This is a genomic window from Salinicoccus sp. CNSTN-B1, assembly GCF_054792835.1.
Genome location: NZ_JBTWMN010000004.1, coordinates 839451 through 860284, shown reverse-complemented (window position 1 = coordinate 860284; position 20834 = coordinate 839451). Strand labels below are relative to the sequence as shown.

Here is a 20834-nt window from a genome sequence, read left to right as displayed (position 1 = left end):
GGAAACTCCAACACCTTTGCTAAGAAAGGATATTGGAGCTTTTTCTGTACTTACATTAACTACCGATCAGTGAGGTTATGTTAACCTCTGCAAAGATGTACTGTATAGAAAGAACGAATAGGTTCTGAATCAACAGTGGGTCTAGATATGCTTTGGAAAGCTTGTATATAATTTTCTCTAAAGTATTGGCTAGATGAAAAGAATGTGATACTTTGAAGATCTCGAACCGCCCTTACAGCGGTGGTTGAACGAGCACTCTAATAGTCTAATTGACATATAGTATAGGGGGATTCACCACTCTTTTAAGAGAAAATATTTTTATTAATTCACAGCTATCCTGCTGACAAATTATAATTATTTTATCTAATCGAATGTCTTTTTAGTCGTTTCGATCCTATCCAAAGTAAACTATATAATAAGACGGTAACCAACAAAATCGCTGCGAAATCTCTTGTCGCTGAATATGTTGTGGTATTCCATCCGGTTACGATGAGCTGAGCGAGTAAATACGATAATGGAAACAAAGTAATAGCGATTACACGTTTAAGATGTTTTTTGTTGGAGCGAACAGCAAACATGATTCCAATACAAATCAAGAACGTGATCATTGCCAATCCAGAGAGATAAGCCAGAGACAATCTTGGCAAGGTAACCACACCCCCATTAGGATGCTGTTCCTCTCCGTAAATCAGCAAATCTTGAGTTCCGTCAGCTTGATAGTAGTAAACAGCCCCACCTTTTCACCGCTGGGATTCAATACAATTGGGTCAATCTCCTTTGTATTAGTTAAATCGTGCCAACTCGTTCCCCAAACAGTTATATGATAAATCGAACCCGATCCATTTTCGCTCGGGTAACTCTCGATGTCGTACCCTGCTACTTCATCATTAAAAGCAGAAAGCACTAATCCATTCGTTGTTTCACTTACTGATACTGTCTTCTCTGAATAAGGCAGATATTCAGGAGCTGTCATAAAAAATATTGTCAATATACCAATAAGCAAAGTGATTAATACAGAACACACGATGGTCTGCCATTTTTTCTTCCGTAAAGTGGTTTGAATTTTTCTCAATGGATGAATATCTGTCTCAACCGGAAAAGGACTCGTTTCTGCTATTTGGAGTTCATTCAAGTATTTCCGACACTCTTCACATTCATCCAGATGCGTTTCAACCAATATTTTAGAATCTTCACTGAGCATGTCTTCTAAGTACAGGGGAATAAAGTCTTGAATTACATAGCAAGATACTATTTTCATTTAATTTCCCTCATTTCCTCATTAATTTTCTTCCTGGCACGATAAAAAGTGACACAAGCCCAATTATCTGTTTTTCCAAAAATCTCGCCAATTTCTTTATAGCTTAATTCTCCGAACATTCTCAACGTAAATACTTCTTTATAGGGATCTGATAATGAATGAAGGATTTTATGAACAGACATTGATTCTTCTTTGTCTATAATTTTTTTCTCTATATTTTTATCATCTGTTTCTTTAGGGAGTTCTTCTGTTTGTTCTATATGCTTATTTTTGCGCAAATAAGAGTAATAACTATTCTTAGCAATTTGAAAAAGCCAGACTTTGATATCGCTCTTTCCTTTAAATGAATCTAATGAATCGATAGCCTTCAAAAATGTTTCAGAAGTGATATCTTCAGCAATGTGTTGATTTTTTGATAAGCTATAAACAAATAAGTATACATCTTTGAAGTACCGTTTATAAATCCCCTCTATCTCGGTCACTTTTTCACCTCCTATACATTAGACGCACAGTCTCAAAAATTCTTACATAGTTTTTGCAAATTTAATCTTTATTTTCCTCGAATGAAATGTAGATATTTTATGTAAGAAAGCAAAAGAAAGACTCCAATTGCTATTGTTAAGGAAAAATTCAATGGACTGATGAATCTGCCTTCATTTGAGCAATTGCCTTACGTTGCTCTTCCACATTCATTTGTCTTTCTCCCGGGTCATATAGCATGTATCCTGTGTCATCAAGCTGTTTGTTCAATTCTAGGAACTGCACTGCATCTTCCTCTTTCAACTGTCTGATCTCCAGTGCGTTTGATTCCTCCGGTATATTCATTACGTTTATGGTTCATTTCAGTATATGTAATTATTTGGTATAGTATGAGTATAACAAATGAATTTTAATTTTTCGCCGATTGTAAAATTAAGCTAGACACATAAAGAAAGCCACTCGTGATACACTCAAAATGTATTTCCGACCAAAGAAATCATAGGAGTGATCACGAATGACCTACACCCATCTTAGCACGGATGAACTTGTAATTATAGAATCTTATTTCCATCAGAATGCCTCTGTATCAAAGATTTCAGAACAGATTGGCCGAGCACGTCAGACCGTCCACAATGTGGTCACTTTCCTGAAAGACGGTCACACCGCATTGGATTTCTATAAGCGCTACAAGGCAAACAAGCAGCGTTGCGGTCGAAAACAGACGGTGCTGTCGAATGATCAACGCGCATATGTGGCAGAAAAGGTCGCGCAAGGATGGACGCCGGATGTGATTGTCGGTCGCCGTGAACAGCCGATCAACTGCTCCAGCCGCACATTGTACCGCATGTTCAAGCGCAAAGACTTTGATGTTTCCACCTTGCCGATGAAAGGAAAGCGAAAACCCAACGGCCATAAGGAACGCCGTGGGCGACAGGCTTTCAGACGGAAACTCTCTGACAGAAAGACGGACTACCCAGCATTCAAAGAAGAATTTGGACATCTGGAAGGCGATACCATTGTCGGCATCCATCATAAAAGTGCCGTTGTGACACTTGTAGAACGGCTGTCGAAAGTGATCATTACCCTCAAGCCCGAGGGCCGGACTGCAAAGGGTATTGAAACAGTCATCAACGCATGGTTCCATCAGATTCCCAGAAATGTGTTCAAATCCATTACTTTCGACTGTGGTAAGGAATTCTCAAATTGGCAGTCAATGAGCAACCGAAATGATATTGATATTTACTTTGCTGACCCGGGCACGCCTTCCCAAAGAGGATTGAATGAACATTCCAATGGACTGCTTCGGAAAGACGGCCTGCCCAAGCATATGGATTTCAACACAGTGGATCAGAGGATGGTTGCTTCAGTAGCCTCCAAGAGAAACCACATACCCAGAAAGTCTTTGAACTACCAGACACCGCTGGAAGCATTTATGAGTTACATGGATGTAGGCAGGCTGTCTAGCTTATTTTGACAAACGAAGTTTAGAAATTTCATCGAAGAAACGAGTTATTACTATGGAGAAATGGGATGCTTACGACAGTAAGTTAAACAAGTTGAATTTTGATTTAATTAGAGGAGAGAACATTCCTGACAATGTATTTCATTTAGTTTCAGAAGTTATATTAATCAATCTAGATGGGAGCTTTTTAGCCATGAAGAGAGATTATAATAAAGCGTCGTATCCCGGTTTTTATGAAGTATCAGCAGGTGGGAGTGTTTTAAAAGATGAAGACCCAACTGATGCTGCTAAAAGAGAGACACTGGAGGAAACAGGTGTTAGAATAACGAGCCTAGAAAAACGGAACATTTATATTTCTGAAGAATACAATACCATTTTCGTCTCTTTTATTGCTCATGTAGACATTCCAAAGGACAGCATTGTTTTACAAGAAGACGAAACAATTAATTACAAGTGGATTTCCAATGAAGAAATATATTCTTTTTTGACTTCTGATGCTTGTGTGCCTGGTCGAAATCAAAGAACTATACATGACCTTTTTGGGTATATATAAATTGAATTTTAAAATGAATATAGAGGAAAAAAAGTCACAAAGGGCTATTTAAAACTTGTGGCTTCTTTATTTCAAGAAAGCATTATTGTTCAGTATTATGAGGATATATTTAAAGATTAAGTAGAACGACTAGGAGGAATAAATATGAAGGAAGCAATAGTTTTTGATATGGATGGTACTTTATTTCAAACCCATCTCATTCTGGAAGAATCGCTGAGCCAGGCACTTAATAAAATCGATGAATATGGAATCAATTACATAAACAATCCAGTTGAAAAGTACAATGAAATCATGGGTGTCCCATTAGAGGAAGTTTGGAAAATCCTGTTAAAAAAACCTACCGATGAAAATATAAAGGTGGCTAATCAAACATTTCAAGAGTCTCTTGTAGGATGTATTCGTTCAGGCAAAGGTAAGCTATACGACGATGTGGAAGAGACATTAGAATCTATCCAGAATAAAGGGTATACCATATTTGTAGCAAGTAATGGAGACGTCACATACTTGGAAGCGATATATAAATATTATGGATTACAGAAGTATATCGAAAAGATCTATAGCATCAATATAGTGGAAACCTCGAGTAAGTCAGATTTAATCAGACATATGATAAAAGAAGAAGCAATCGTACCAAAATATATAGTAGGTGACAGATTATCTGATTTTACCGCCGGTAAAGAAAACAATATTGAAGTGATTGGGTGTAAATTCAATTTTTCGAAAGATGAAGAATTAGCTGAAGCAAATTATATAGTAGAATCATTGAAAGATTTAAATCATATCATTAAGTGATTATTGAATGAGCAATCTTTAAATAACAGTTATTAAAATTCACATGAGTAATCCATATTGTTTGATTTAGGTAGACTTTAAATGAACAACTATGTAGTAGTGATAACATTTAGTTGTCATTTTAAAAGACCAGTTACCTTTTTATTTCGGGTTACTGGTCTTTCAAATAAAGACACCCTATTGAGTGCCTTGATCGTAAATTTGTTCCATTATTCTGGCCATGCTCTTGGGGTCAGCAAAATCTCTCTTCCATTGTGTATCAATTTTAGGTTCTAATTCTTGAAGGTACTTCACTTTAACAGCATTTGTTAAACTGACATGTTGTCTAAATTCCCCTGTTTCATGATAGCCTGTGACAGGATTATAAATTGAACATTGAATGCCTATAAGTTTAATTTCATAGCCTTGACGAACAGAAGGTTGAATGGCGAAAATTGGAGACCCGCTATTCCCTGAGTAACCATCCATATTTAGAACATAGTTATCGTCATAGGCAAATTTCATATCTGGAGGGAACGCCAACTTTCCTCTATAAATGACGCCTTTAAATGAAACTTCACTCTGTAAGGACATAGGAAAACCAACCATAAAAATATCAGAATTTAAAATATCTAATTCATTTTCATGTGCAGTAAGATCGTTATCTATAAATTTAAAAGTATGTTGAGTATCGTTTGCAATCCACTTCATCATTAAATCAGATATATTGATAACAGCTAAATCTTGATTTTCATGAATAATGATTCTGTCTTTAACATCTTGGACTGTATACTTTTGATTGTCAGGCACTTCCTCTTTATTGAAAGAGTTTAAGTTATCATAAATGCTAATGCTTGTCACTTTTTCTAAAACGTGTTTATTACTTACTAAACAAATATGAACGTGTTTACCATAATCTTTTCCTGTTCCTAATTTAATTTTATAGAAGAAACCAGTTCCAGTATGTGTGATGGTTCCTTGTTCGTTGTACGCTTCTATATTTACTGCAGTACGTAAAAATTCTTTCATTACTGTATTATTGTTCATAATATCCCACTCCCCCGTTTAATACTTCAATTATACTAAAATTTTAAAAGGTTGTAGAGAGGACACTATAGGTATGGTGTGTCACTTTTGAAGTTATTTTGCACTTATTTTAGGAGATATTTTGCGCCATATATTTGAAAAGAGATCAGAACAAAACCACTTTTATATGTTTCAACCTCTTTAAGTTTATTTAATCTCAATTACCAAACTGTCCCGTACAACTTCTGTTGTAACGGTTTCAAGATGATTAATCTCAAGTATTCTTTCAATCTGCGTGAAAAATCTTTTGTATCAACCTAAAGTTCCCGTCAGCTATAAACCATTTTTTATCAAATCCTGGAGGATTGATGCTACCTTGTGACATGGTTTAAAATGCATGGGATTTCTCCTTAAATTAAAATTTATCAATTCAAATCAACTAAATGTTCATAAAACTTATTCGCTGCTAATGACAAAGGAATATCACTTTTTGTTATTACACCAACCTTTCTTTCATCTATTCTTTCGTTTAAAAGTACTTCGAATAACTCTGCATTTTCCAATTCTTCTCTTATCAGTTCTTTAGTGACGAAGGCCATACCCATTCCTATTTTTGCACATTCAATCATCAGTTCAACACTTCCAACTTCAATATCGGGCTTAACATTCAAATCCTGTTTCTGAAATAGTTGATTAAGAAATCTTCTTGAACTGCTGGTTTTCGAGAAAGTGATCAGAGGATAGTCTGCTATTTGTTCAAGTGATATAGTTTTTTCAGCTAGTTCTTTATATTTTTGTCCGACGACAAATGTACTGTGAATGTTTAAAAACTCAGTGACTTGAATTTGTTTTTCATTGATGGGTAAGTGGACAAGTCCAATATCAATCGTCCCATTTTTTAATTTATCCAAAATATGAGGTGTTGATCCATGCTGAAGTTTTACCTGTACTTCCGGAAATATCTTCTGAAAAGTTTGTATATGAGGTAACAGATAATGTTTGCATGTAGAGTCGCTGCCTCCAATTGTTACATGACCTGTTTGGAAATTTTTCAGTTTTGAGAGTTTTTGTTCAGCATCATCTACTAATTCAAAAATAGGTCTCATATGTCTAAAGAAAGCCTCACCCTCTGGAGTTAAAATAACGCCCCTTGAAGTTCTTATGAATAACTTCACTCCAAGTTTTTCTTCCAATTGTTTGATAGCGTGACTGACACTTGGTTGAGTAATATATAATCTGTTGGCTGCTTTACTAAAATTTTTTTCCAGAGCTGTTATATAAAAAATATGATAAAGATTCAAATCCATGCTATAGACACCACCTATGACAGTTCTATAATATATGTATTTCAGTTATGACTTAAACCCAATTATACTTAAAATAGATAGATAAATCATATAAATAAGGTGGTAATATCATTGGCTGATAAAAGAGTGGATGTAAAAGCACGCAGTCCGTGGAGTACGCTTAAAAATACGAATACAGTCAATGTCTCACCAGGTGAAAAGGTTCTAGACAGTACTATAACGATTCCTGGAAGCAAAAGTCTAACTAACCGAGCACTTATTCTGAGTGCAATGGCTGATGGAAGTTCAAAAATATCAGGTATATTAAAAAGTGATGATTCCTACTGGTGTATTGAAACCCTGAAAGATTTGGGAATCGACATAGAGGTTCAAAATGAAATAGCATGGGTCAGAGGGAATGGAGGTGAATGGCATTCCAATGATTTATATATAGGTGCTGCAGGAACGATTGCCAGGTTTTTACCTGGAGCATTGGTTGTATCTGGGGAAGGGTCATGGAAAATTGAAGCAAGTCGAAGCATGAGTAAAAGACCAGTTTCTCCTTTAGTAAATGCTTTAAGAGAAATTGGTGCTGATGTAAATTATCTAAATAATGAAGATTACTACCCCTTGAAAATAAAAGGGAGGAAGTTGGCAGGTGGTGAAGTAAACCTTTCCGGAAATATATCCAGTCAGTATATAAGTGGTCTATTGATTGCGGCTCCTTATTTTACAGAACCAGTAACTATAAATATTGAAGATTATATCGTCCAGAATGCTTATGTATTGCTGACAATAGATTTAATGAAGAAATATGGTGCAATTATACAATACGATTATAACCTTAGTAAAATAGCAGTGTCACCATCAAAATATAAAGCTCAAGATGTAAACTTAGAAGCAGATGCTTCAACAGCTTGTTATTTTCTTGCCCTTGCAGCGATGACAAATGGCAGAATTCGAATCGCCAATTTAACTTATGAAACAAAGCAGCCAGATATTAAAATGATGGATATCCTTGAACAGATGGGGTGCAAAGTAACCAGAGGGGATACTTTTATCGAACTGGAAGGGACGCATCAGTTAAGAGGTGGATTTGAAATTTCGATGAGGGAAATGTCTGATCAAGCGTTGACATTAGCAATATTAGCCGTTTTCGCAAATGGTCCGATAACTATAAAAGATGTTGAGCATATACGATATCATGAATCAGATAGAATCAGTGTGATATGTGATTCACTCTCAAAATTGGGTATTAGAGTGGAGCAATTTAAAGATGGATTAAAAGTGTATCCAGGCACCCCGAAACCAACATTACTTGATACCCATGATGACCACAGAGTGGCTATGTCACTGTCACTTTTAGGTTCAAAAATTGAAGGCATACAATTAAATGACCCAGGATGTGTTTCAAAAACTTGTCCTCAATATTTTGAGATATTGGAAAGATTAGGGTTGAGCATCCGTTACATTTAGTATTTGGTTAATATGAGGAGTAGAGTTAGTGTTTCAAATTTCACTTTCGAAAAATTATTTTGTTCCATTATAACTTATTTCTCAACTATTATCGTGTTTTCATAACAAGTTTTATTCAGTTTTAAAACCACAACTGTAAATTCAGGAGTAATTTTGCGTATATTATAATCGCTATTTTGCACTATATAAGTATTTATAAAGCCTAATTTCCTGTCTTTTGAACAAGGAATTAGGCTTATAACTTTTATACAATCTCGTTCCTATTGTGGAATATTACTTAAGACATTTTTCTCTAGTATGCCATAAAATAGTTTTTTCCAAAAATGGACTATTTGCTGAAAGCTCAAAAGTATAAAACTTTTTACTTGGCGCCTCTATTTGATTAAAAAACATTTTTTTATAAATCATGAGCAAGACGAATCATATCCCTTCACTGGATGCCATTCTCAAAAATTTCTTCCCGTTAGTGTTTAATGAAAAAGTTTGAATCTATACCGACTATTCTAAAACCATATTTTTGATAAAGGGCAAGTTATCCTATACTTGAATTGCCAGTACCGACCTCAATTGTTTTATACTCTTTTTCTTTAGCTGTTTTAATTGCATTCATAACTAGAAGTTTCCCCATACCTCCACCCTGATGGTTTTCTGCCACTGCGATGTTCACCAACTCTACAGTTTCAGGTCTTGTAGGAAGTAAAGCATAAACACCTACCACTTGATCATCCACTTCCGCAATATAACAATCTCCTTTTTTTAGATACTCCTCAATAATTTTTCTAGAAGGATCCGCTAATAATAACAAATCCATAGGCGGGTTTTGATGTTCGTTTAATATTCATAATCCGCTCTCCTCTAAAAAGTAGAATTTTTTTCATTTTTTGTTTCACTAACCCGTCTCCTATATTTCAATAGAGTGCGAACTACTTCTTGAAGTAACTCAACTGTTCAAGAAGATTGGGTTTTTAAATAGCTAACAAAACCTTCTGCAATATGATTATATATACTTTCTATTTTTCCTTCGTCAATAGTAAGCAGTTCTCTATCTTTCATAATCCATTTACCATCAACCATCACATGTTGAACTGAATCCTCATTACTATGAAACAATAAATTGTGAAGGTAATTAGAAAAAGCTTCATTGTTTAGTAGTGGCTCTAAATCCTGACTCTTTTTAATAAAAACTAAGTCAGCTTTATAACCATCTTTTATTTTACCTATGCCCTCCTGTAAACCATAAGCTTTTGCACCATTTAAAGTTGCCATTTTAAAAATATCCTCAGCAGTGTATTTATTAACAGGGTTATTTATTTTTAATAAATAGTAAGTTAACTTCATTAATTCCCACATGTCTGTATGACTGTAATCAGTGCCTAAACAAACATTCACACCCGTTTCAAGCATGTAACTAACATCTGCAACTCCTGCTCCTGTATCTAAGTTTGAAATTGGACAATGGACAACAGAACTTTTATGTTTGGCGACTAAATCTATATCATTTTTCGACATATAAACACCATGAAACAGAACTGTCTTATCATCGAGTAACCCTAATTCATTGTAAATATCAATACTAGATCTACCAAAATCAGATTTTACTATGTTGGATCGCCACTCATTCTCTAAACAATGCGTCATCATTATAGGGTTATATTTATCCTTAGTATCTTTCAAGTTGTTTAATTCAGTATTAGTAAAGTCTTCTTCTTCTAATAAATGAGTGCCAAATAAAACATTGCCATCAGATCTACTATAATAATCCCCAATTTCTTCATATGCATCAACTATTCCTCGTATTCCAATTTCGTTTATTGCATCACTTAGTAATTTTGGCGATTGGGGATCTGAGTCACTTACAAAAGTCACCCCATTTTTAACCATATCTATATAGCTTTTTTGAGCAACACACAAAAAAGCTTCTTCAGAGACTTCATTGTCGATATACTCAAAGAACAATTGCTGTACTTTTCCTTGTTCTGTGTCATTGCTCCAGTCTTGGAGTGGCATTTCCTTCATCAATCCTTTAGTTAAAGGGGAATAACTATGGAAATGGGCGTTAACCAAGCCAGGAATGACAAAATAATCCGAGCAATCTATAGCCTCCTCATCATTTGCATCATTAATATTTAGACGAATTTCACCATTTTGAATTTCAATACTTTGTGTTTCAAATTTCATATTACTATTTAGGTATGTTACATTTTTTAACTTCATTTATTTACCCCTTTAATCATTTCTATTCTATCAATTATTTTTCATAGTTAGTCACAACGAATCTCCTCTTAAAATCAATTTCAATTTATATAAAAGTACATGGCTGAATTTACATATAATGCTTCGAAACTGTAGTTATTATTATAGGTAGCTACCAAGATGATATTCCTCTATTTTATCATATATGTTTTTTGTTCTTAAAATTATACTTTTAAGAACAGTATGAATATTCTAAATATATTAAAATAAACGTTCTTAACATATAAAAATAGTTTATGAACGTTCAATATTTTTGCATATACTTTTACGCGCATTTTTCATTTTATACTTAGAAATTAATTTTCTGGTTAAACAATATGTAAATGTGTTTTTCCCTCTTAGATTTATGATTGATTAAAGTAGACCCTAAATAAATAGTGTGATGGTAGTGATACTACTGAATTAAAGTGTAAACAAGCCCAAAGCAATAAGCTAGTTACAAACAAAGCAATCTATAAAGACCGATTGTTATATGCTAATATCTTCAAACACAGCTAACATATCATCGGTTGGAAATTCAATTGAACGCAAGTACCGAGGTATCACCCACATTAAAAAATCTGCTGACTATTGTGAACTGAATAATGATATTGAGGATATCTGAGCGATATTAAGGGAACATGACAGTGTCATACTGGATGAAAGCACCCATTAATCATTCGTGATTTCGAAACAAAAAGCCTTGTTTGGCTATTACTAGAAAGGGATTATATTATGAATATTAAAATCACTCCACCGAAAGACATAAAACAACTTTCTGTTTATCTTGAAAAAATGAATACACAAAGCACAAGCCATATTGGGTTTTGTGGAGAAAAAAATGGAGAAATACACGATTCTTTAATGAATGATTTTTCTGACCTAGGAATTGATGATTCATTTTTAGTTGCTTATAATGAAACTGAAATAATTGGGGCAATTGGATTAGATTTAGATTTAGAAGATCAGTATGCTGATGTATGGGGGCCTTTTGCTACGAACAATGATATAGAATTAGCCCAAGCCTTATGGAATGAAGTTCTAACTAAAGTGCCAGAAGCTGTAAAATCATTTTCATTTTTCATAAATAAAAATAACTTGTTTGTAAAAGAGTTTTTAAAGAAAAACAATGCTAGGTTTTTAGGTACAGATTTTGTATTCAGTATAACTAGAGAAACAATTCCTGATATAGATGTGATTGAGTCAAAAAAATTTGAAGAGCCTTACAAAAAGTCCTTTGAGGAGTTGCATAGTACGGCATTTCCCGATACTTATTTTAATGCCTCTGAAATTTTAAATAGAATAAATGAATACAATACTTTACTACTGAATGAAAATAGCGATAAAGAAATTAAAGGCTATGTATATACCGAAACTAAGCCGAAATATAAAGAAGCTAATATTGAGTATATTGCTGTTTATCCTAATCTAAGGGGTGAAGGAGTAGGAAAAAAACTTATTAACGACGCGTTACATCAAATTTTCTCTTATCCGACTATTGATGAAGTAGATATTTGTGTGTCGAGTAATAATGAAGAAGCAATAAAATTATATAAATCTGCTGGTTTTAGAGATAAATATATTTTAGATAGCTATGAAATTGATTAATTGCACTTTGTCAAAGTGGGTATACCCTAAATAGATATTAGTAGGATGTCCATTTTATTTACTATCACTTTCGTCTTTATTTCGCGCTTTTTACATGTGAATGAGGAAGCTCCAATACCCTATTTTATGAGAAGGATGTTAGAGCTTTTTTGTACTTATAACACCTCTCGGGTAGTGATGATATATGGGCTGCCAGCTTTAATTTTAAAGACTAACAGAATAGCAATTTGAACGTATTTTTCTTTCTAGAAAATTGACCTACTCTTGTGATGCTTCTAAACTTCTTTAAAATAAGGATTCTGAATGTAACTTAATTAGATAAGGATTCTGAATGTAACTTAATTAGATAAGGATTCTGAATGTAACTTAATTAGACTAATATTACATTCAATTCCTACAATCTTGCTTATTAACTTGTTCTATATCGATACTTTGTCTAATCCGAAATATTCCGTTAGAGAGAGCATACGTCCCTCTCTATCCCACCTATAATATTCTTCAAAAACTGCCTTAATGTCATGTTTATAACGGTCTTCTACAAGATACTTTATGTAAAGAAAACTTCTCCAGTAATCAAACATGATGCTGGACAAACTGGCTGTATACGAGTTGTTTCCAAAATCATCAGAGACTGTCCGCCATATACTTCAGTAAATACGTCTACTAATTCTTTTTCGATTGCTGATATTGTCTTAAACTCGTTTTTAGTTAAAAGGAGCTTTCTCGGTAAGTACTCACACATGCCCTCCTCAAACCAGATACCATCTTCTCGTTCATCCTCAAATTCATCTAAAAACAAATCTGAGTGATGGGTCAATTCATGCCCTAATATTGTAAGTATGTGATTCTCAGAAAGCTGTTCGTAAAATCGTTGGATATGAGGAAGGTCTTTCCCATCCAGTTGTTGGATAAATAGCTTTCTCCAAGCTTTTACATCTGGTGTTATGTAGATGGTGTCTTTATTCGTAAATGCAGGAATCGGCAGATCAGAAAAAATAGATGTTGCTATTTCTGCTGAGGTCCAAATTACACCTTCTGGTTTATCCACTAAGTCATATTCTTCTTCTAAGACTGTTTGGTAATCATTTAATCGTTCACTAAAACACTGAATAATATCCTGGTACTTTTTATATTCCTCTATGTCTTCAAAAGCATAAATATGCTTCATTCACTAACCCCCATCTTTTCAAATTATTTCTTTAGACATGAATCGTCTACACTTGGTTTAACAGTAGCCTCCCTCATAGGAGTTGTCCAATCAAGTGTATACGATCCACTCCAGGGTCATATAGCATGTATCTTGTGTCATCGAGCTGTTTATTTAATTCTAGGAACTGCGCTGCGTCTTCCTCTTCCTCTTCCTCTTTCAACTGTCTGATATTCATTGCGTTTTAATCCCCTCCGTTATATTCATTACGTTTATGTCTCATTTCAGTATATGTAATTATTTGGTATAGTATGAGTATAACAAATAAATCTTAATTTTCAGATACTTATCTTGCTGAAGCTCTTGGTAAATATGTTCCTATCTGATCTATTCAATACTCTACCATTAGTATGTGTCGGCTTTACGACATCGTTTGGCAATCAAAAGATGATTCGAGTAAGTGAAAAACTAGTTATGACAATGGAAGCAAGAATCGGGAAAGTTCGTTACTATTAAGAAAATTATTATGACCCCTTCAAGATGGGGCTGTTTCGTGAAGAATGGGAGGAAGAAATTGCTGATTTTCGTTATTCAACAAGCGGATTATTATAAGAAATAACCAAATAAGGAGAAAAGTCATGGAAGTTTTAAATTTAGCGGAAAAACAAATAAAATCTAAAAGTCTAAATCCGATTGAAAGTGCATTTTTTAAGGAATACTTTCGATTATTCAATTCAAATGTAAGTTTTGAAAAAGATACGAAACAATTGATGCAAGCATATTCTACACAAGAAGTTTCTAAATCTGTTTCTTTTTTAAAGACTCTTAGCGAGGAAATACTTTATCAAATTAACGATATACTTAATAGGGACGTTGTCCTCGATATCATAACTTTTTTTGGGGATTGCAGTTATGATGGTCACGCAATATTGATTGATGGAAAGCCTTATATATTTTTTGACCTTAATGCAGTCCTACCACGACTCGACTTTTATAATTTTAAAGCTTTCATTACTCATGAAATGATACATGGGGTTCATTATATTCTGAATCCTGCTTTCTATCGTGGCAATTATCATACAGTAGAGGAAAAATATCTAAAATTGTTATTTGCTGAAGGTATAGCTACCTATCTCAGTTCTGTGATTTCAAAAGAAAAGATAGAAGATGCATATTGGTTTGGTTACCTCAAAACGAACCAAGTTTCGAAATGGGTAAGAAACTGTGAAAAAATGAAAAATGATATTGGAAATAACCTACAACAAGCAATTAATTTAGGAAAATTGGATAAGCCTTTTTATAATCGTTTGTTTGGAATTGATGATTTTGAAATGGTGACATCATATCGGACTGGATACTACTATGGCTCGGAAATTGTAAAATATTTTTTGGAAGAAAAAAATATTAATGATGCTTTACTACTTGACTACAAAGGTGCCAAAAAGTTAATAAGTGGTTATTTTTATGGAATTAGTTTTTAATAACGTCGATTGTAAAATTAAGCTAGACACATAGAAAGAGCCACTCGTGATACACTCAAAATGTATTTCCAACCAAAGAAAACATAGGAGTGATCACGAATGACCTACACCCATCTTAGCACGGATGAACTGGTAATCATAGAATCCTACTTTCATCAGAACACCCCTGTTTCAAAAATCTCGAAACGGGTCTGCCGGGCCCGACAGACGGTCCATAATGTTGTGGCTTTTTTCAGAGCCGGCCACAGCGCATTGGACTACTACCAGCGCTACAAGGCAAACAAGCAGCGCTGCGGCCGGAAACGGACAAGACTGCCAGCGGACCAACACGCATATGTGACAGGAAAAGTGGCTCAGGGCTGGACACCGGATGTGATTGCCGGCCGGCGTGACCGTAAGATACAGTGTTCCAGCCGCACATTGTACCGCATGTTCAAGCGTAAGGACTTTGATGTGTCCACATTGCCAATGAAAGGCAAAAGAAAACCCAACGGTCATAAGGAACGCCGGGGGCGACAGACGTTCCGGCGCAACATTTCCGAAAGGTTGGACGACTATCCAGCGTTCAATAAAGAATTCGGCCATCTGGAGGGCGACACTATTGTCGGTGTGCGACATAAAAGCGCCGTCATCACGCTGGTTGAACGGCTATCGAAAGTCATCATCACATTGAAACCTGAAGGTCGGACGGCCAAAGATATCGAAACTGCCATCAATACGTGGTGTCACTGGGTGCCGAGAAACCTGTTCAAGTCCATCACTTTTGACTGCGGTAAAGAATTCTCCAACTGGCAGTCGATGAGCAATCGAAATGACCTGGCCATCTACTTCGCCGATCCGGGCACACCGTCACAACGCGGGCTGAATGAACATTCCAATGGTCTGCTCAGAAGGGATGGACTGCGTAAAGATATGGATTTCAACACAGTCGACCAAGCTTTTATCTCATCGGTCGCTGCAAGAAGAAACCATATACCGAGAAAATCATTGAACTATCGTACGCCGTTGGAAGTGTTTTTGAGTTACATGGGTGATAAGGAACTGTCTAGCTTATTTTGACAAACGAAATAACAAATTTCAGTGGTCAGTATAGTCATATACAATCAAAGTGATATAGCTATTACTACGAATCAAAAGGATTCAAATCCACTCATTCTTTGTCGTAATAGAATATATCATCTACTTTTTTACCTAGTACTTTTGCAATATTAAAAGCCAAATTTAGAGAAGGATCATATTTATTATTCTCTATTGCATTTATGGTTTGCCTAGTGACATTACACCTTTGTGCCAATACATCTTGAGATATTTTTTTAGTTCTTCTGAGTTCTTTTATACTATTTTTCATTCGTTTATAACCCTGTTAGAAAGAATAATGTAACCATAAGTAAAATGATTACGGCTATTACTGTAATGATAAATTTTTTAAAGGACTTATCTTCATTAGTCTGCGCTAAATAATACTGTTCTGTAACAATTAAAGAGATGGCTGATATTATGGCTATTACAAGGAATAAATTCATTTCTTGATTATGTTTTAAAAACTCATAGCCACCGGCTAAGAACAGGCATACGATAGTGATAGTCCATGATATTTTTAACGCTTTGTTAGTGATTGTTTTTTCCATCTCGTCTTTGAAACGCATAATACTCTCCATCCTTTATGTAAAAAGTTTTTGACATTATCAAATTATCACACTGGCGTTTTTAATGTCAAACATTTTTTACATAAAATATGCAAGATTTATTTAAATTATCACTATTCTCTTACATATATTATTTCAAATAACGGTCGTTATTTGGAAGGTTGGAAGAGTTTAACTTAGTGGGCTTTCATACTAGATAGTATAAAAAGTGAAAAAGAGAGAATAATAAAAGCGCTTGCAAAATAATAATATAATTGTTAGAATTTTCTTCATACTTTGATTGAAAGGAGAATGTCTAATGGCAAACATTAAATACATTGGTAGTGATACTCGAAAATCTGAAAACGGAAAGGTACATGTTAAGGAAGGAAATTACACAGCATGTGGGGCACAAATCAATGATAACCCTGAGGATTGGGAAATAACGGCGCAATCTGTTACTTGCAACAAAAGAGGATGTAAGTAAGCACATGCACGCAATAAGTATTGTTTAACAAAAGACTGTGTAAACTCTAAAGATTATATTGTTCAACTAATACTATAAGCATATCCATTACTTTTTATTTAGTAATGGTTTTTTTATTCACTATTCCTTCTGATGCCTTATTAAATAAGATCCATTTGACGGGGATCATTCAACTGCCTTCTACTAATATTAATTCATACTTGATTATTGGATTATAGGTTTCAAGATGTTCTTCAATTTCTTTAAAGCCTATCTTCTCCAACATTCTCCTTGAGCGTATATTTTTCTCGTTTGTTTCAGCAATAAAAATCGTGATGCCTAGTCCTCTTGAAGTATTTTCTATTGTATGACAGATTGCTTCCGTGCCAATACCTTTTCCCCACAATTCACTCTCACCTATGGCAATTCCTAATTCAACTGTGTCTTTCCCTATAAATGCAACATCCACATATCCCACTAATCTTTTTTCAAATTCTATTCCCTGTCTAATATACACTGTAGAATCATTATTTACTTGAAGCGTCCACCACTTACGTATTTCTACTTCACTCCTGTTTAACTTCCATCCATTTGCCCGACAAAATTTTTGATCATCACTCCAGTCCAACACATACGTGATGTCAGACTGTCGTATTGGTCTAATTGAAATATTTCCTGAAGATATTTTATGTTCCATTGGTTCAACTCCTTCAACATCTTCTCAAATAAGAAGATGTTTACTGATTCATCTGATCATTCCAAGATATAACTTCAGCATTTTCAATTGAAACTTGTCCCATACTCAATATGTGGGGAACAAGATGGAACATCCCGAACCTATTTCTCTTCTTGCTTTCCTTTTTAAAGTAGTCAAATGTCTCTTTGGGTATCTTATCCAGTTCTTCGTAATCATCAATTTTTAGCAAATCAATATTGTCGGGGATATGGGAGCGGATGGCCCTCCATAATATTTCTGGTTGTAATAATATATTGCGTTTTCATTCTCCTGGAGATTCTCTATAGGAATCTTATAGAATTTGACCTCATCAGGTACATTTACGTTCAACTCTTTCATTGCTTGGTAGATGTGATTCGGGTGTAATGGAGAAAAATGGACTACATCATTCCATAGGCAATTCAATTTGGGCACTTTTCTCTCCAATAATAACTTGCGATCAGCAGAATCGTTATACTTGTCCGTGTATGTTTCATAGAGTTGAACATCGATTTCCTTTATTTGATTTAAAGGAACCAACTTTTCTCCGAGCATATTATTAGGTACCAGATGGTATACATATTTCAAAGTGAAATCTCCTTTAGTGCTGTGATTTTTATAAGTAACATCACAAATACATATCTTTCCATAAGATATTTTCTTTTTCTTCTTTGAGAATAATATTTAGCTACTTAAATAAGGATTGGATCTTTAGAGCAACTTCTTTTGGTATAACATTAATCAATGATAGCTTCTCTATATCTATCCATATTGGTCGATATACTCCTCTACCTCTCTTCTCATCTGTGTACTCTTCTCCTTGTCCAGAACCAAATATTCCACTGATGATTTCAGCTAAGAAAAAGTATTGTGTTCCATTGAATTCAATTTCTGATATACAGTTATTGATCTTTACTACTACTCCTAACTCTTCATATGCTTCTCTTTCGCCCCTTCTTCTGGAGTTTCTTCATTTTCTATTCCCCACCAGGAAAAACATAATAAACAGACTCATTTCTGATTCTTTTAATTAATCCAACCTTACTACCTTCTTTTACTATTACTACTGAACTTCTATCTCTCATGCCTTTAGAATTACATACCATTTACTAAAACACCTCGTCACTGCTGATAGTTGTATAATAAAAAACTCATAATTTCTCAATAACACTATCTATACTATTCCATACATAAATCAGTTCATTTAATGTTTTTCCACCAATTTTGATTTGAACCGTCTTAATCAGGTTTGCACCATAATACTCGTAAAAGAAACGTGTGTTGTTCTCCTCGAGTACTTCTACAAAAACTTTGTCGTAGCCCTCTTGATTAAAATGCTCGAATAACGTCTTCAAAAGCTGTTTTCCGACACCCATCCCCTGGTAAGTTTCCAAGAGATAAATCGAGGTTAAGTCAATCGAATTCTCTTTATCGTTATCGTCTCTTTTCCAAGCATGAGTAAAACCTATGATTTACTCTTCAGTGTTCTCGGCAACCAAAACATAGTTGCCTTTCTTTCCTATATTATTCTTCCATAATTCTGTTCTTTGTTCATAAGATAAGCCATTTAGATAATCGTCGGGTATGATCCCTCCGTAAGTTGTGCGCCAACTATCAACATGAACTCTCGCAACACCTTCCGCATCCTTTAAATGTGCTTTTCTAATGTTCAATACGCCACCCCATAAATTTCTGAAAATTTAATAATATTTTGTTATGATTATACCATATCAAATACTTACAAAAAGAATGGTGAAGAGATGTTTCCAACTCATGTATTGGCGACGGGTGCTTTCGTAAGAAATTCAAATGATGAAATATTATTGGTTAAAACCTATAACAGATCGTGGCAGATACCAGGGGGACAAGTCGAAAATGGAGAAGATCTTGTAGAAGCAGTAATACGAGAAGTAAAAGAAGAAAGTGGAATAGATATTTCAGTTAATACCATCGTAGGAATGTATTCCAATACCGGAACATATACTTGGGATGATGGTAAAACTAGTGTCCCTACTAAGTTAATGGTAGATTTTGATTGTCTGGCAATAGGGGGAGAAATACGAACCTCTGAAGAAACTTCAGAAGTGAAATGGGTGGATGCATCCTATATTAATAACTTCATTGAATCTCTATCATTAAGGAAAAGATACGAAAACTTTTGTAAAAAAGATAAAGAATTGGAATATCTTAATTATGAAACCAGACCACATTTTAAAATCAAAAAGGAGTACCGGTTTGAATGAATTCTTTATCAAAAAACATAACAGTATCAGCTTTTAAATACGATGGGACACTCCATTACTCATGGGATACTCAACTTATAGAGAAAACGGAGAACTATGTATTAGTTAAAGGTGAAGCTGGCAGACAATTGTTTCATCAGGCAAAGAATAAAATATTTTTTTGCCCTACACCATCTTTAGTTGCGTTGATTTTTTATAAAGAAAAGGAGAAATTATGAATAATATTATAACTCTGAATGAAATACTGAATGATATTAAAAAAAATCAAAAAAAAGATTCATGTATTGTTGTTGGAATTGATGGAGGGGGAGGAGCTGGAAAGAGTACTTTTTCTAAGGCTTTAAAATCTAATCATCCAGATAATATAGACATTGTTGAAATGGATGACTTATATAAAGAAAGTAAGTTCAGAAATGAAAAAGACACTTCAATTGGATCAAACTGGGATTTAGATAGAGTTGTTGCTCAAGTTTTAGCTCCATTAAAAAATAATAACGAAACACAATATCAAAGATATGATTGGGATAAAGATATGCTTGATAATTGGATAGATATTGAGAAAAATAAAATAGTTTTAGTGGAAGGTTGTTATTCCTTAAGTGAAAAATTGAACTCATATTATGATTATAAAATTTGGGTGGAAAGTCCAGAGCATTTGCGGTTAAATCGAGGTGTTGAACGTGATGGCGAAGAAAATAGATATATGTGGGAAGATATATGGATGCCAGATGAGGTTAGGTATATACAATTAGAAAATCCTAGAGATACCGTAGATTTAATACTAGATGGTAGTGGAGAAACTGTTTCTTACAACCAAAATAAATATAATGGCAGATTTATAAAATGAATATTTTAATACTTGCTTCAGGGTTAGGAAAAATGCTTCCTTTAGAGCAAAAAACTTAGATAATATATCGGTACTAGCTACCATGCAAAATAGCGATTAAAACATACGCAAAATAACTTCCAAATTTACAAGTAGGAGTATAACAAATAAATCCTAAT

25 protein-coding genes and 3 pseudogenes are annotated in these 20834 nt (G+C 34.3%); 12 read left to right on the top strand and 16 right to left on the bottom strand.

Going from position 1 to position 20834, the window contains the following annotated elements:
* Positions 1-688: 688 nt before the first annotated feature.
* The 3 genes from ACYF68_RS05020 to ACYF68_RS05010 all read right to left on the bottom strand — a co-directional run bounded on the left by ACYF68_RS05020 (position 689) and on the right by ACYF68_RS05010 (position 2041).
* Positions 689-1258, bottom strand: a complete 570-nt coding sequence (locus tag ACYF68_RS05020; protein ID WP_461045590.1) for a zf-HC2 domain-containing protein — start codon at positions 1256-1258, stop codon at positions 689-691.
* Complete coding sequence (locus ACYF68_RS05015) at positions 1255-1740, bottom strand: RNA polymerase sigma factor (protein WP_271396521.1); 486 nt, start codon at positions 1738-1740, stop codon at positions 1255-1257. Before ACYF68_RS05015 ends, ACYF68_RS05020 begins: the two co-directional genes overlap by 4 nt.
* A 148-nt stretch (positions 1741-1888) precedes the next feature.
* The gene (locus ACYF68_RS05010; RefSeq protein ID WP_271396522.1) at positions 1889-2041 is read right to left on the bottom strand and encodes a hypothetical protein; all 153 of its coding nucleotides are present in this window, start codon (positions 2039-2041) and stop codon (positions 1889-1891) included.
* Positions 2042-2252: 211 nt separating this feature from the next.
* On the opposite strand from ACYF68_RS05010, the gene ACYF68_RS05005 reads away from it, so the two are divergent.
* The 3 genes from ACYF68_RS05005 to ACYF68_RS04995 all read left to right on the top strand — a co-directional run bounded on the left by ACYF68_RS05005 (position 2253) and on the right by ACYF68_RS04995 (position 4545).
* Positions 2253-3212, top strand: coding sequence for an IS30 family transposase (locus tag ACYF68_RS05005; protein WP_461045589.1), 960 nt, complete (start codon positions 2253-2255; stop codon positions 3210-3212).
* 43 nt (positions 3213-3255) lie between these two features.
* A complete protein-coding gene (locus tag ACYF68_RS05000; protein ID WP_461045588.1) occupies positions 3256-3753 on the top strand; it encodes an NUDIX hydrolase in 498 nt (165 codons plus the stop codon).
* A gap of 144 nt (positions 3754-3897) precedes the next feature.
* On the top strand, positions 3898-4545 hold the full coding sequence (locus ACYF68_RS04995; RefSeq protein WP_461045587.1) for an HAD hydrolase-like protein: 648 nt from the start codon (positions 3898-3900) through the stop codon (positions 4543-4545).
* Positions 4546-4722: 177 nt separating this feature from the next.
* Here the strand turns inward: ACYF68_RS04995 and ACYF68_RS04990 are convergent, their stop codons facing one another.
* From ACYF68_RS04990 to ACYF68_RS04980, 3 genes and pseudogenes are all read right to left on the bottom strand, one after another.
* Complete coding sequence (locus ACYF68_RS04990) at positions 4723-5571, bottom strand: trypsin-like peptidase domain-containing protein (protein WP_461045586.1); 849 nt, start codon at positions 5569-5571, stop codon at positions 4723-4725.
* 186 nt (positions 5572-5757) lie between these two features.
* Positions 5758-5887: pseudogene (locus tag ACYF68_RS04985) on the bottom strand (AAA family ATPase); the annotation flags it as partial.
* A gap of 88 nt (positions 5888-5975) precedes the next feature.
* Entirely contained in the window at positions 5976-6857 is an 882-nt protein-coding gene (locus ACYF68_RS04980) for a LysR family transcriptional regulator (protein WP_411843039.1), read from the bottom strand.
* Between the two features lie 111 nt (positions 6858-6968).
* On the opposite strand from ACYF68_RS04980, the gene aroA reads away from it, so the two are divergent.
* Positions 6969-8312, top strand: a complete 1344-nt coding sequence (aroA, locus tag ACYF68_RS04975) for a 3-phosphoshikimate 1-carboxyvinyltransferase (RefSeq protein ID WP_461045585.1) — start codon at positions 6969-6971, stop codon at positions 8310-8312.
* A 430-nt stretch (positions 8313-8742) separates the two neighbouring features.
* Here aroA and ACYF68_RS04970 read toward each other — a convergent pair.
* Together ACYF68_RS04970 and ACYF68_RS04965 are read right to left on the bottom strand one after the other, a co-directional pair.
* A pseudogene (locus ACYF68_RS04970) lies at positions 8743-9123 on the bottom strand (GNAT family N-acetyltransferase).
* 137 nt (positions 9124-9260) lie between these two features.
* Positions 9261-10526: an amidohydrolase family protein gene (locus ACYF68_RS04965; RefSeq protein WP_461045584.1), complete on the bottom strand. Its 1266-nt coding sequence runs from the start codon at positions 10524-10526 to the stop codon at positions 9261-9263.
* 753 nt (positions 10527-11279) lie between these two features.
* Here ACYF68_RS04965 and ACYF68_RS04960 point away from each other — a divergent pair.
* Positions 11280-12152, top strand: a complete 873-nt coding sequence (locus ACYF68_RS04960; RefSeq protein ID WP_461045583.1) for a GNAT family N-acetyltransferase — start codon at positions 11280-11282, stop codon at positions 12150-12152.
* A 547-nt stretch (positions 12153-12699) separates the two neighbouring features.
* Here ACYF68_RS04960 and ACYF68_RS04955 read toward each other — a convergent pair.
* Both ACYF68_RS04955 and ACYF68_RS04950 read right to left on the bottom strand, forming a co-directional pair.
* The gene (locus tag ACYF68_RS04955) at positions 12700-13320 is read right to left on the bottom strand and encodes a hypothetical protein (protein WP_461045582.1); all 621 of its coding nucleotides are present in this window, start codon (positions 13318-13320) and stop codon (positions 12700-12702) included.
* Between the two features lie 73 nt (positions 13321-13393).
* Positions 13394-13537 carry a hypothetical protein gene (locus ACYF68_RS04950; RefSeq protein WP_461045581.1) on the bottom strand — a complete coding sequence of 48 codons (144 nt, stop codon included), beginning with the start codon at positions 13535-13537 and terminating at the stop codon, positions 13394-13396.
* A gap of 146 nt (positions 13538-13683) precedes the next feature.
* Between ACYF68_RS04950 and ACYF68_RS04945 the strand changes: the two are divergent.
* From ACYF68_RS04945 to ACYF68_RS04935, 3 genes and pseudogenes are all read left to right on the top strand, one after another.
* Positions 13684-13815: pseudogene (locus ACYF68_RS04945) on the top strand (GNAT family N-acetyltransferase); the annotation flags it as partial.
* A 122-nt stretch (positions 13816-13937) separates the two neighbouring features.
* Positions 13938-14780, top strand: coding sequence for a DUF2268 domain-containing putative Zn-dependent protease (locus tag ACYF68_RS04940; RefSeq protein ID WP_461045580.1), 843 nt, complete (start codon positions 13938-13940; stop codon positions 14778-14780).
* Between the two features lie 99 nt (positions 14781-14879).
* Positions 14880-15839, top strand: coding sequence for an IS30 family transposase (locus ACYF68_RS04935; RefSeq protein WP_271402077.1), 960 nt, complete (start codon positions 14880-14882; stop codon positions 15837-15839).
* Positions 15840-15930: 91 nt separating this feature from the next.
* Here ACYF68_RS04935 and ACYF68_RS04930 read toward each other — a convergent pair whose 3' ends face one another.
* Positions 15931-16128: a helix-turn-helix transcriptional regulator gene (locus ACYF68_RS04930; RefSeq protein WP_461045579.1), complete on the bottom strand. Its 198-nt coding sequence runs from the start codon at positions 16126-16128 to the stop codon at positions 15931-15933.
* 4 nt (positions 16129-16132) lie between these two features.
* Positions 16133-16426, bottom strand: a complete 294-nt coding sequence (locus ACYF68_RS04925) for a hypothetical protein (RefSeq protein ID WP_434121083.1) — start codon at positions 16424-16426, stop codon at positions 16133-16135.
* 298 nt (positions 16427-16724) lie between these two features.
* Here ACYF68_RS04925 and ACYF68_RS04920 point away from each other — a divergent pair, with 298 nt between their 5' ends.
* Entirely contained in the window at positions 16725-16892 is a 168-nt protein-coding gene (locus ACYF68_RS04920; RefSeq protein ID WP_461045578.1) for a hypothetical protein, read from the top strand.
* 169 nt (positions 16893-17061) lie between these two features.
* Here the strand turns inward: ACYF68_RS04920 and ACYF68_RS04915 are convergent, their stop codons facing one another.
* The 4 genes from ACYF68_RS04915 to ACYF68_RS04900 all read right to left on the bottom strand — a co-directional run bounded on the left by ACYF68_RS04915 (position 17062) and on the right by ACYF68_RS04900 (position 19259).
* On the bottom strand, positions 17062-17568 hold the full coding sequence (locus ACYF68_RS04915) for a GNAT family N-acetyltransferase (protein ID WP_461045577.1): 507 nt from the start codon (positions 17566-17568) through the stop codon (positions 17062-17064).
* 222 nt (positions 17569-17790) lie between these two features.
* A complete protein-coding gene (locus tag ACYF68_RS04910; RefSeq protein ID WP_461045576.1) occupies positions 17791-18174 on the bottom strand; it encodes a hypothetical protein in 384 nt (127 codons plus the stop codon).
* Positions 18175-18737: 563 nt separating this feature from the next.
* The gene (locus ACYF68_RS04905) at positions 18738-19055 is read right to left on the bottom strand and encodes a GNAT family N-acetyltransferase (protein ID WP_461047495.1); all 318 of its coding nucleotides are present in this window, start codon (positions 19053-19055) and stop codon (positions 18738-18740) included.
* 3 nt (positions 19056-19058) lie between these two features.
* Positions 19059-19259 carry a hypothetical protein gene (locus tag ACYF68_RS04900; protein ID WP_461045575.1) on the bottom strand — a complete coding sequence of 67 codons (201 nt, stop codon included), beginning with the start codon at positions 19257-19259 and terminating at the stop codon, positions 19059-19061.
* An 87-nt stretch (positions 19260-19346) separates the two neighbouring features.
* Here ACYF68_RS04900 and ACYF68_RS04895 point away from each other — a divergent pair, with 87 nt between their 5' ends.
* The 3 genes from ACYF68_RS04895 to ACYF68_RS04885 are packed head-to-tail and all read left to right on the top strand — an operon-like array spanning position 19347 to position 20676.
* Entirely contained in the window at positions 19347-19829 is a 483-nt protein-coding gene (locus ACYF68_RS04895; protein WP_461045574.1) for an NUDIX hydrolase, read from the top strand.
* Positions 19826-20047 carry a hypothetical protein gene (locus tag ACYF68_RS04890; protein WP_461045573.1) on the top strand — a complete coding sequence of 74 codons (222 nt, stop codon included), beginning with the start codon at positions 19826-19828 and terminating at the stop codon, positions 20045-20047. Before ACYF68_RS04895 ends, ACYF68_RS04890 begins: the two co-directional genes overlap by 4 nt.
* On the top strand, positions 20044-20676 hold the full coding sequence (locus ACYF68_RS04885; RefSeq protein ID WP_461045572.1) for a uridine kinase family protein: 633 nt from the start codon (positions 20044-20046) through the stop codon (positions 20674-20676). Before ACYF68_RS04890 ends, ACYF68_RS04885 begins: the two co-directional genes overlap by 4 nt.
* Positions 20677-20834: the final 158 nt, after the last annotated feature.

Coding starts and splice junctions, on each gene's coding strand:
- ACYF68_RS04915 (WP_461045577.1), bottom strand. CDS start 17,568: ATGGAACATAAAATATCTTCAGGAAATATTTCAATTAGACCAATACGA.
- ACYF68_RS05000 (WP_461045588.1), top strand. CDS start 3,256: ATGGAGAAATGGGATGCTTACGACAGTAAGTTAAACAAGTTGAATTTT.
- ACYF68_RS04920 (WP_461045578.1), top strand. CDS start 16,725: ATGGCAAACATTAAATACATTGGTAGTGATACTCGAAAATCTGAAAAC.
- ACYF68_RS04955 (WP_461045582.1), bottom strand. CDS start 13,320: ATGAAGCATATTTATGCTTTTGAAGACATAGAGGAATATAAAAAGTAC.
- ACYF68_RS04960 (WP_461045583.1), top strand. CDS start 11,280: ATGAATATTAAAATCACTCCACCGAAAGACATAAAACAACTTTCTGTT.
- ACYF68_RS04925 (WP_434121083.1), bottom strand. CDS start 16,426: ATGCGTTTCAAAGACGAGATGGAAAAAACAATCACTAACAAAGCGTTA.
- ACYF68_RS04935 (WP_271402077.1), top strand. CDS start 14,880: ATGACCTACACCCATCTTAGCACGGATGAACTGGTAATCATAGAATCC.
- ACYF68_RS04885 (WP_461045572.1), top strand. CDS start 20,044: ATGAATAATATTATAACTCTGAATGAAATACTGAATGATATTAAAAAA.
- ACYF68_RS04990 (WP_461045586.1), bottom strand. CDS start 5,571: ATGAACAATAATACAGTAATGAAAGAATTTTTACGTACTGCAGTAAAT.
- ACYF68_RS05020 (WP_461045590.1), bottom strand. CDS start 1,258: ATGAAAATAGTATCTTGCTATGTAATTCAAGACTTTATTCCCCTGTAC.
- ACYF68_RS04965 (WP_461045584.1), bottom strand. CDS start 10,526: ATGAAGTTAAAAAATGTAACATACCTAAATAGTAATATGAAATTTGAA.
- ACYF68_RS05005 (WP_461045589.1), top strand. CDS start 2,253: ATGACCTACACCCATCTTAGCACGGATGAACTTGTAATTATAGAATCT.
- ACYF68_RS04930 (WP_461045579.1), bottom strand. CDS start 16,128: ATGAAAAATAGTATAAAAGAACTCAGAAGAACTAAAAAAATATCTCAA.
- ACYF68_RS04895 (WP_461045574.1), top strand. CDS start 19,347: ATGTTTCCAACTCATGTATTGGCGACGGGTGCTTTCGTAAGAAATTCA.
- ACYF68_RS04980 (WP_411843039.1), bottom strand. CDS start 6,857: ATGGATTTGAATCTTTATCATATTTTTTATATAACAGCTCTGGAAAAA.
- ACYF68_RS04940 (WP_461045580.1), top strand. CDS start 13,938: ATGGAAGTTTTAAATTTAGCGGAAAAACAAATAAAATCTAAAAGTCTA.
- ACYF68_RS04950 (WP_461045581.1), bottom strand. CDS start 13,537: ATGAATATCAGACAGTTGAAAGAGGAAGAGGAAGAGGAAGACGCAGCG.
- ACYF68_RS04890 (WP_461045573.1), top strand. CDS start 19,826: ATGAATTCTTTATCAAAAAACATAACAGTATCAGCTTTTAAATACGAT.
- ACYF68_RS04995 (WP_461045587.1), top strand. CDS start 3,898: ATGAAGGAAGCAATAGTTTTTGATATGGATGGTACTTTATTTCAAACC.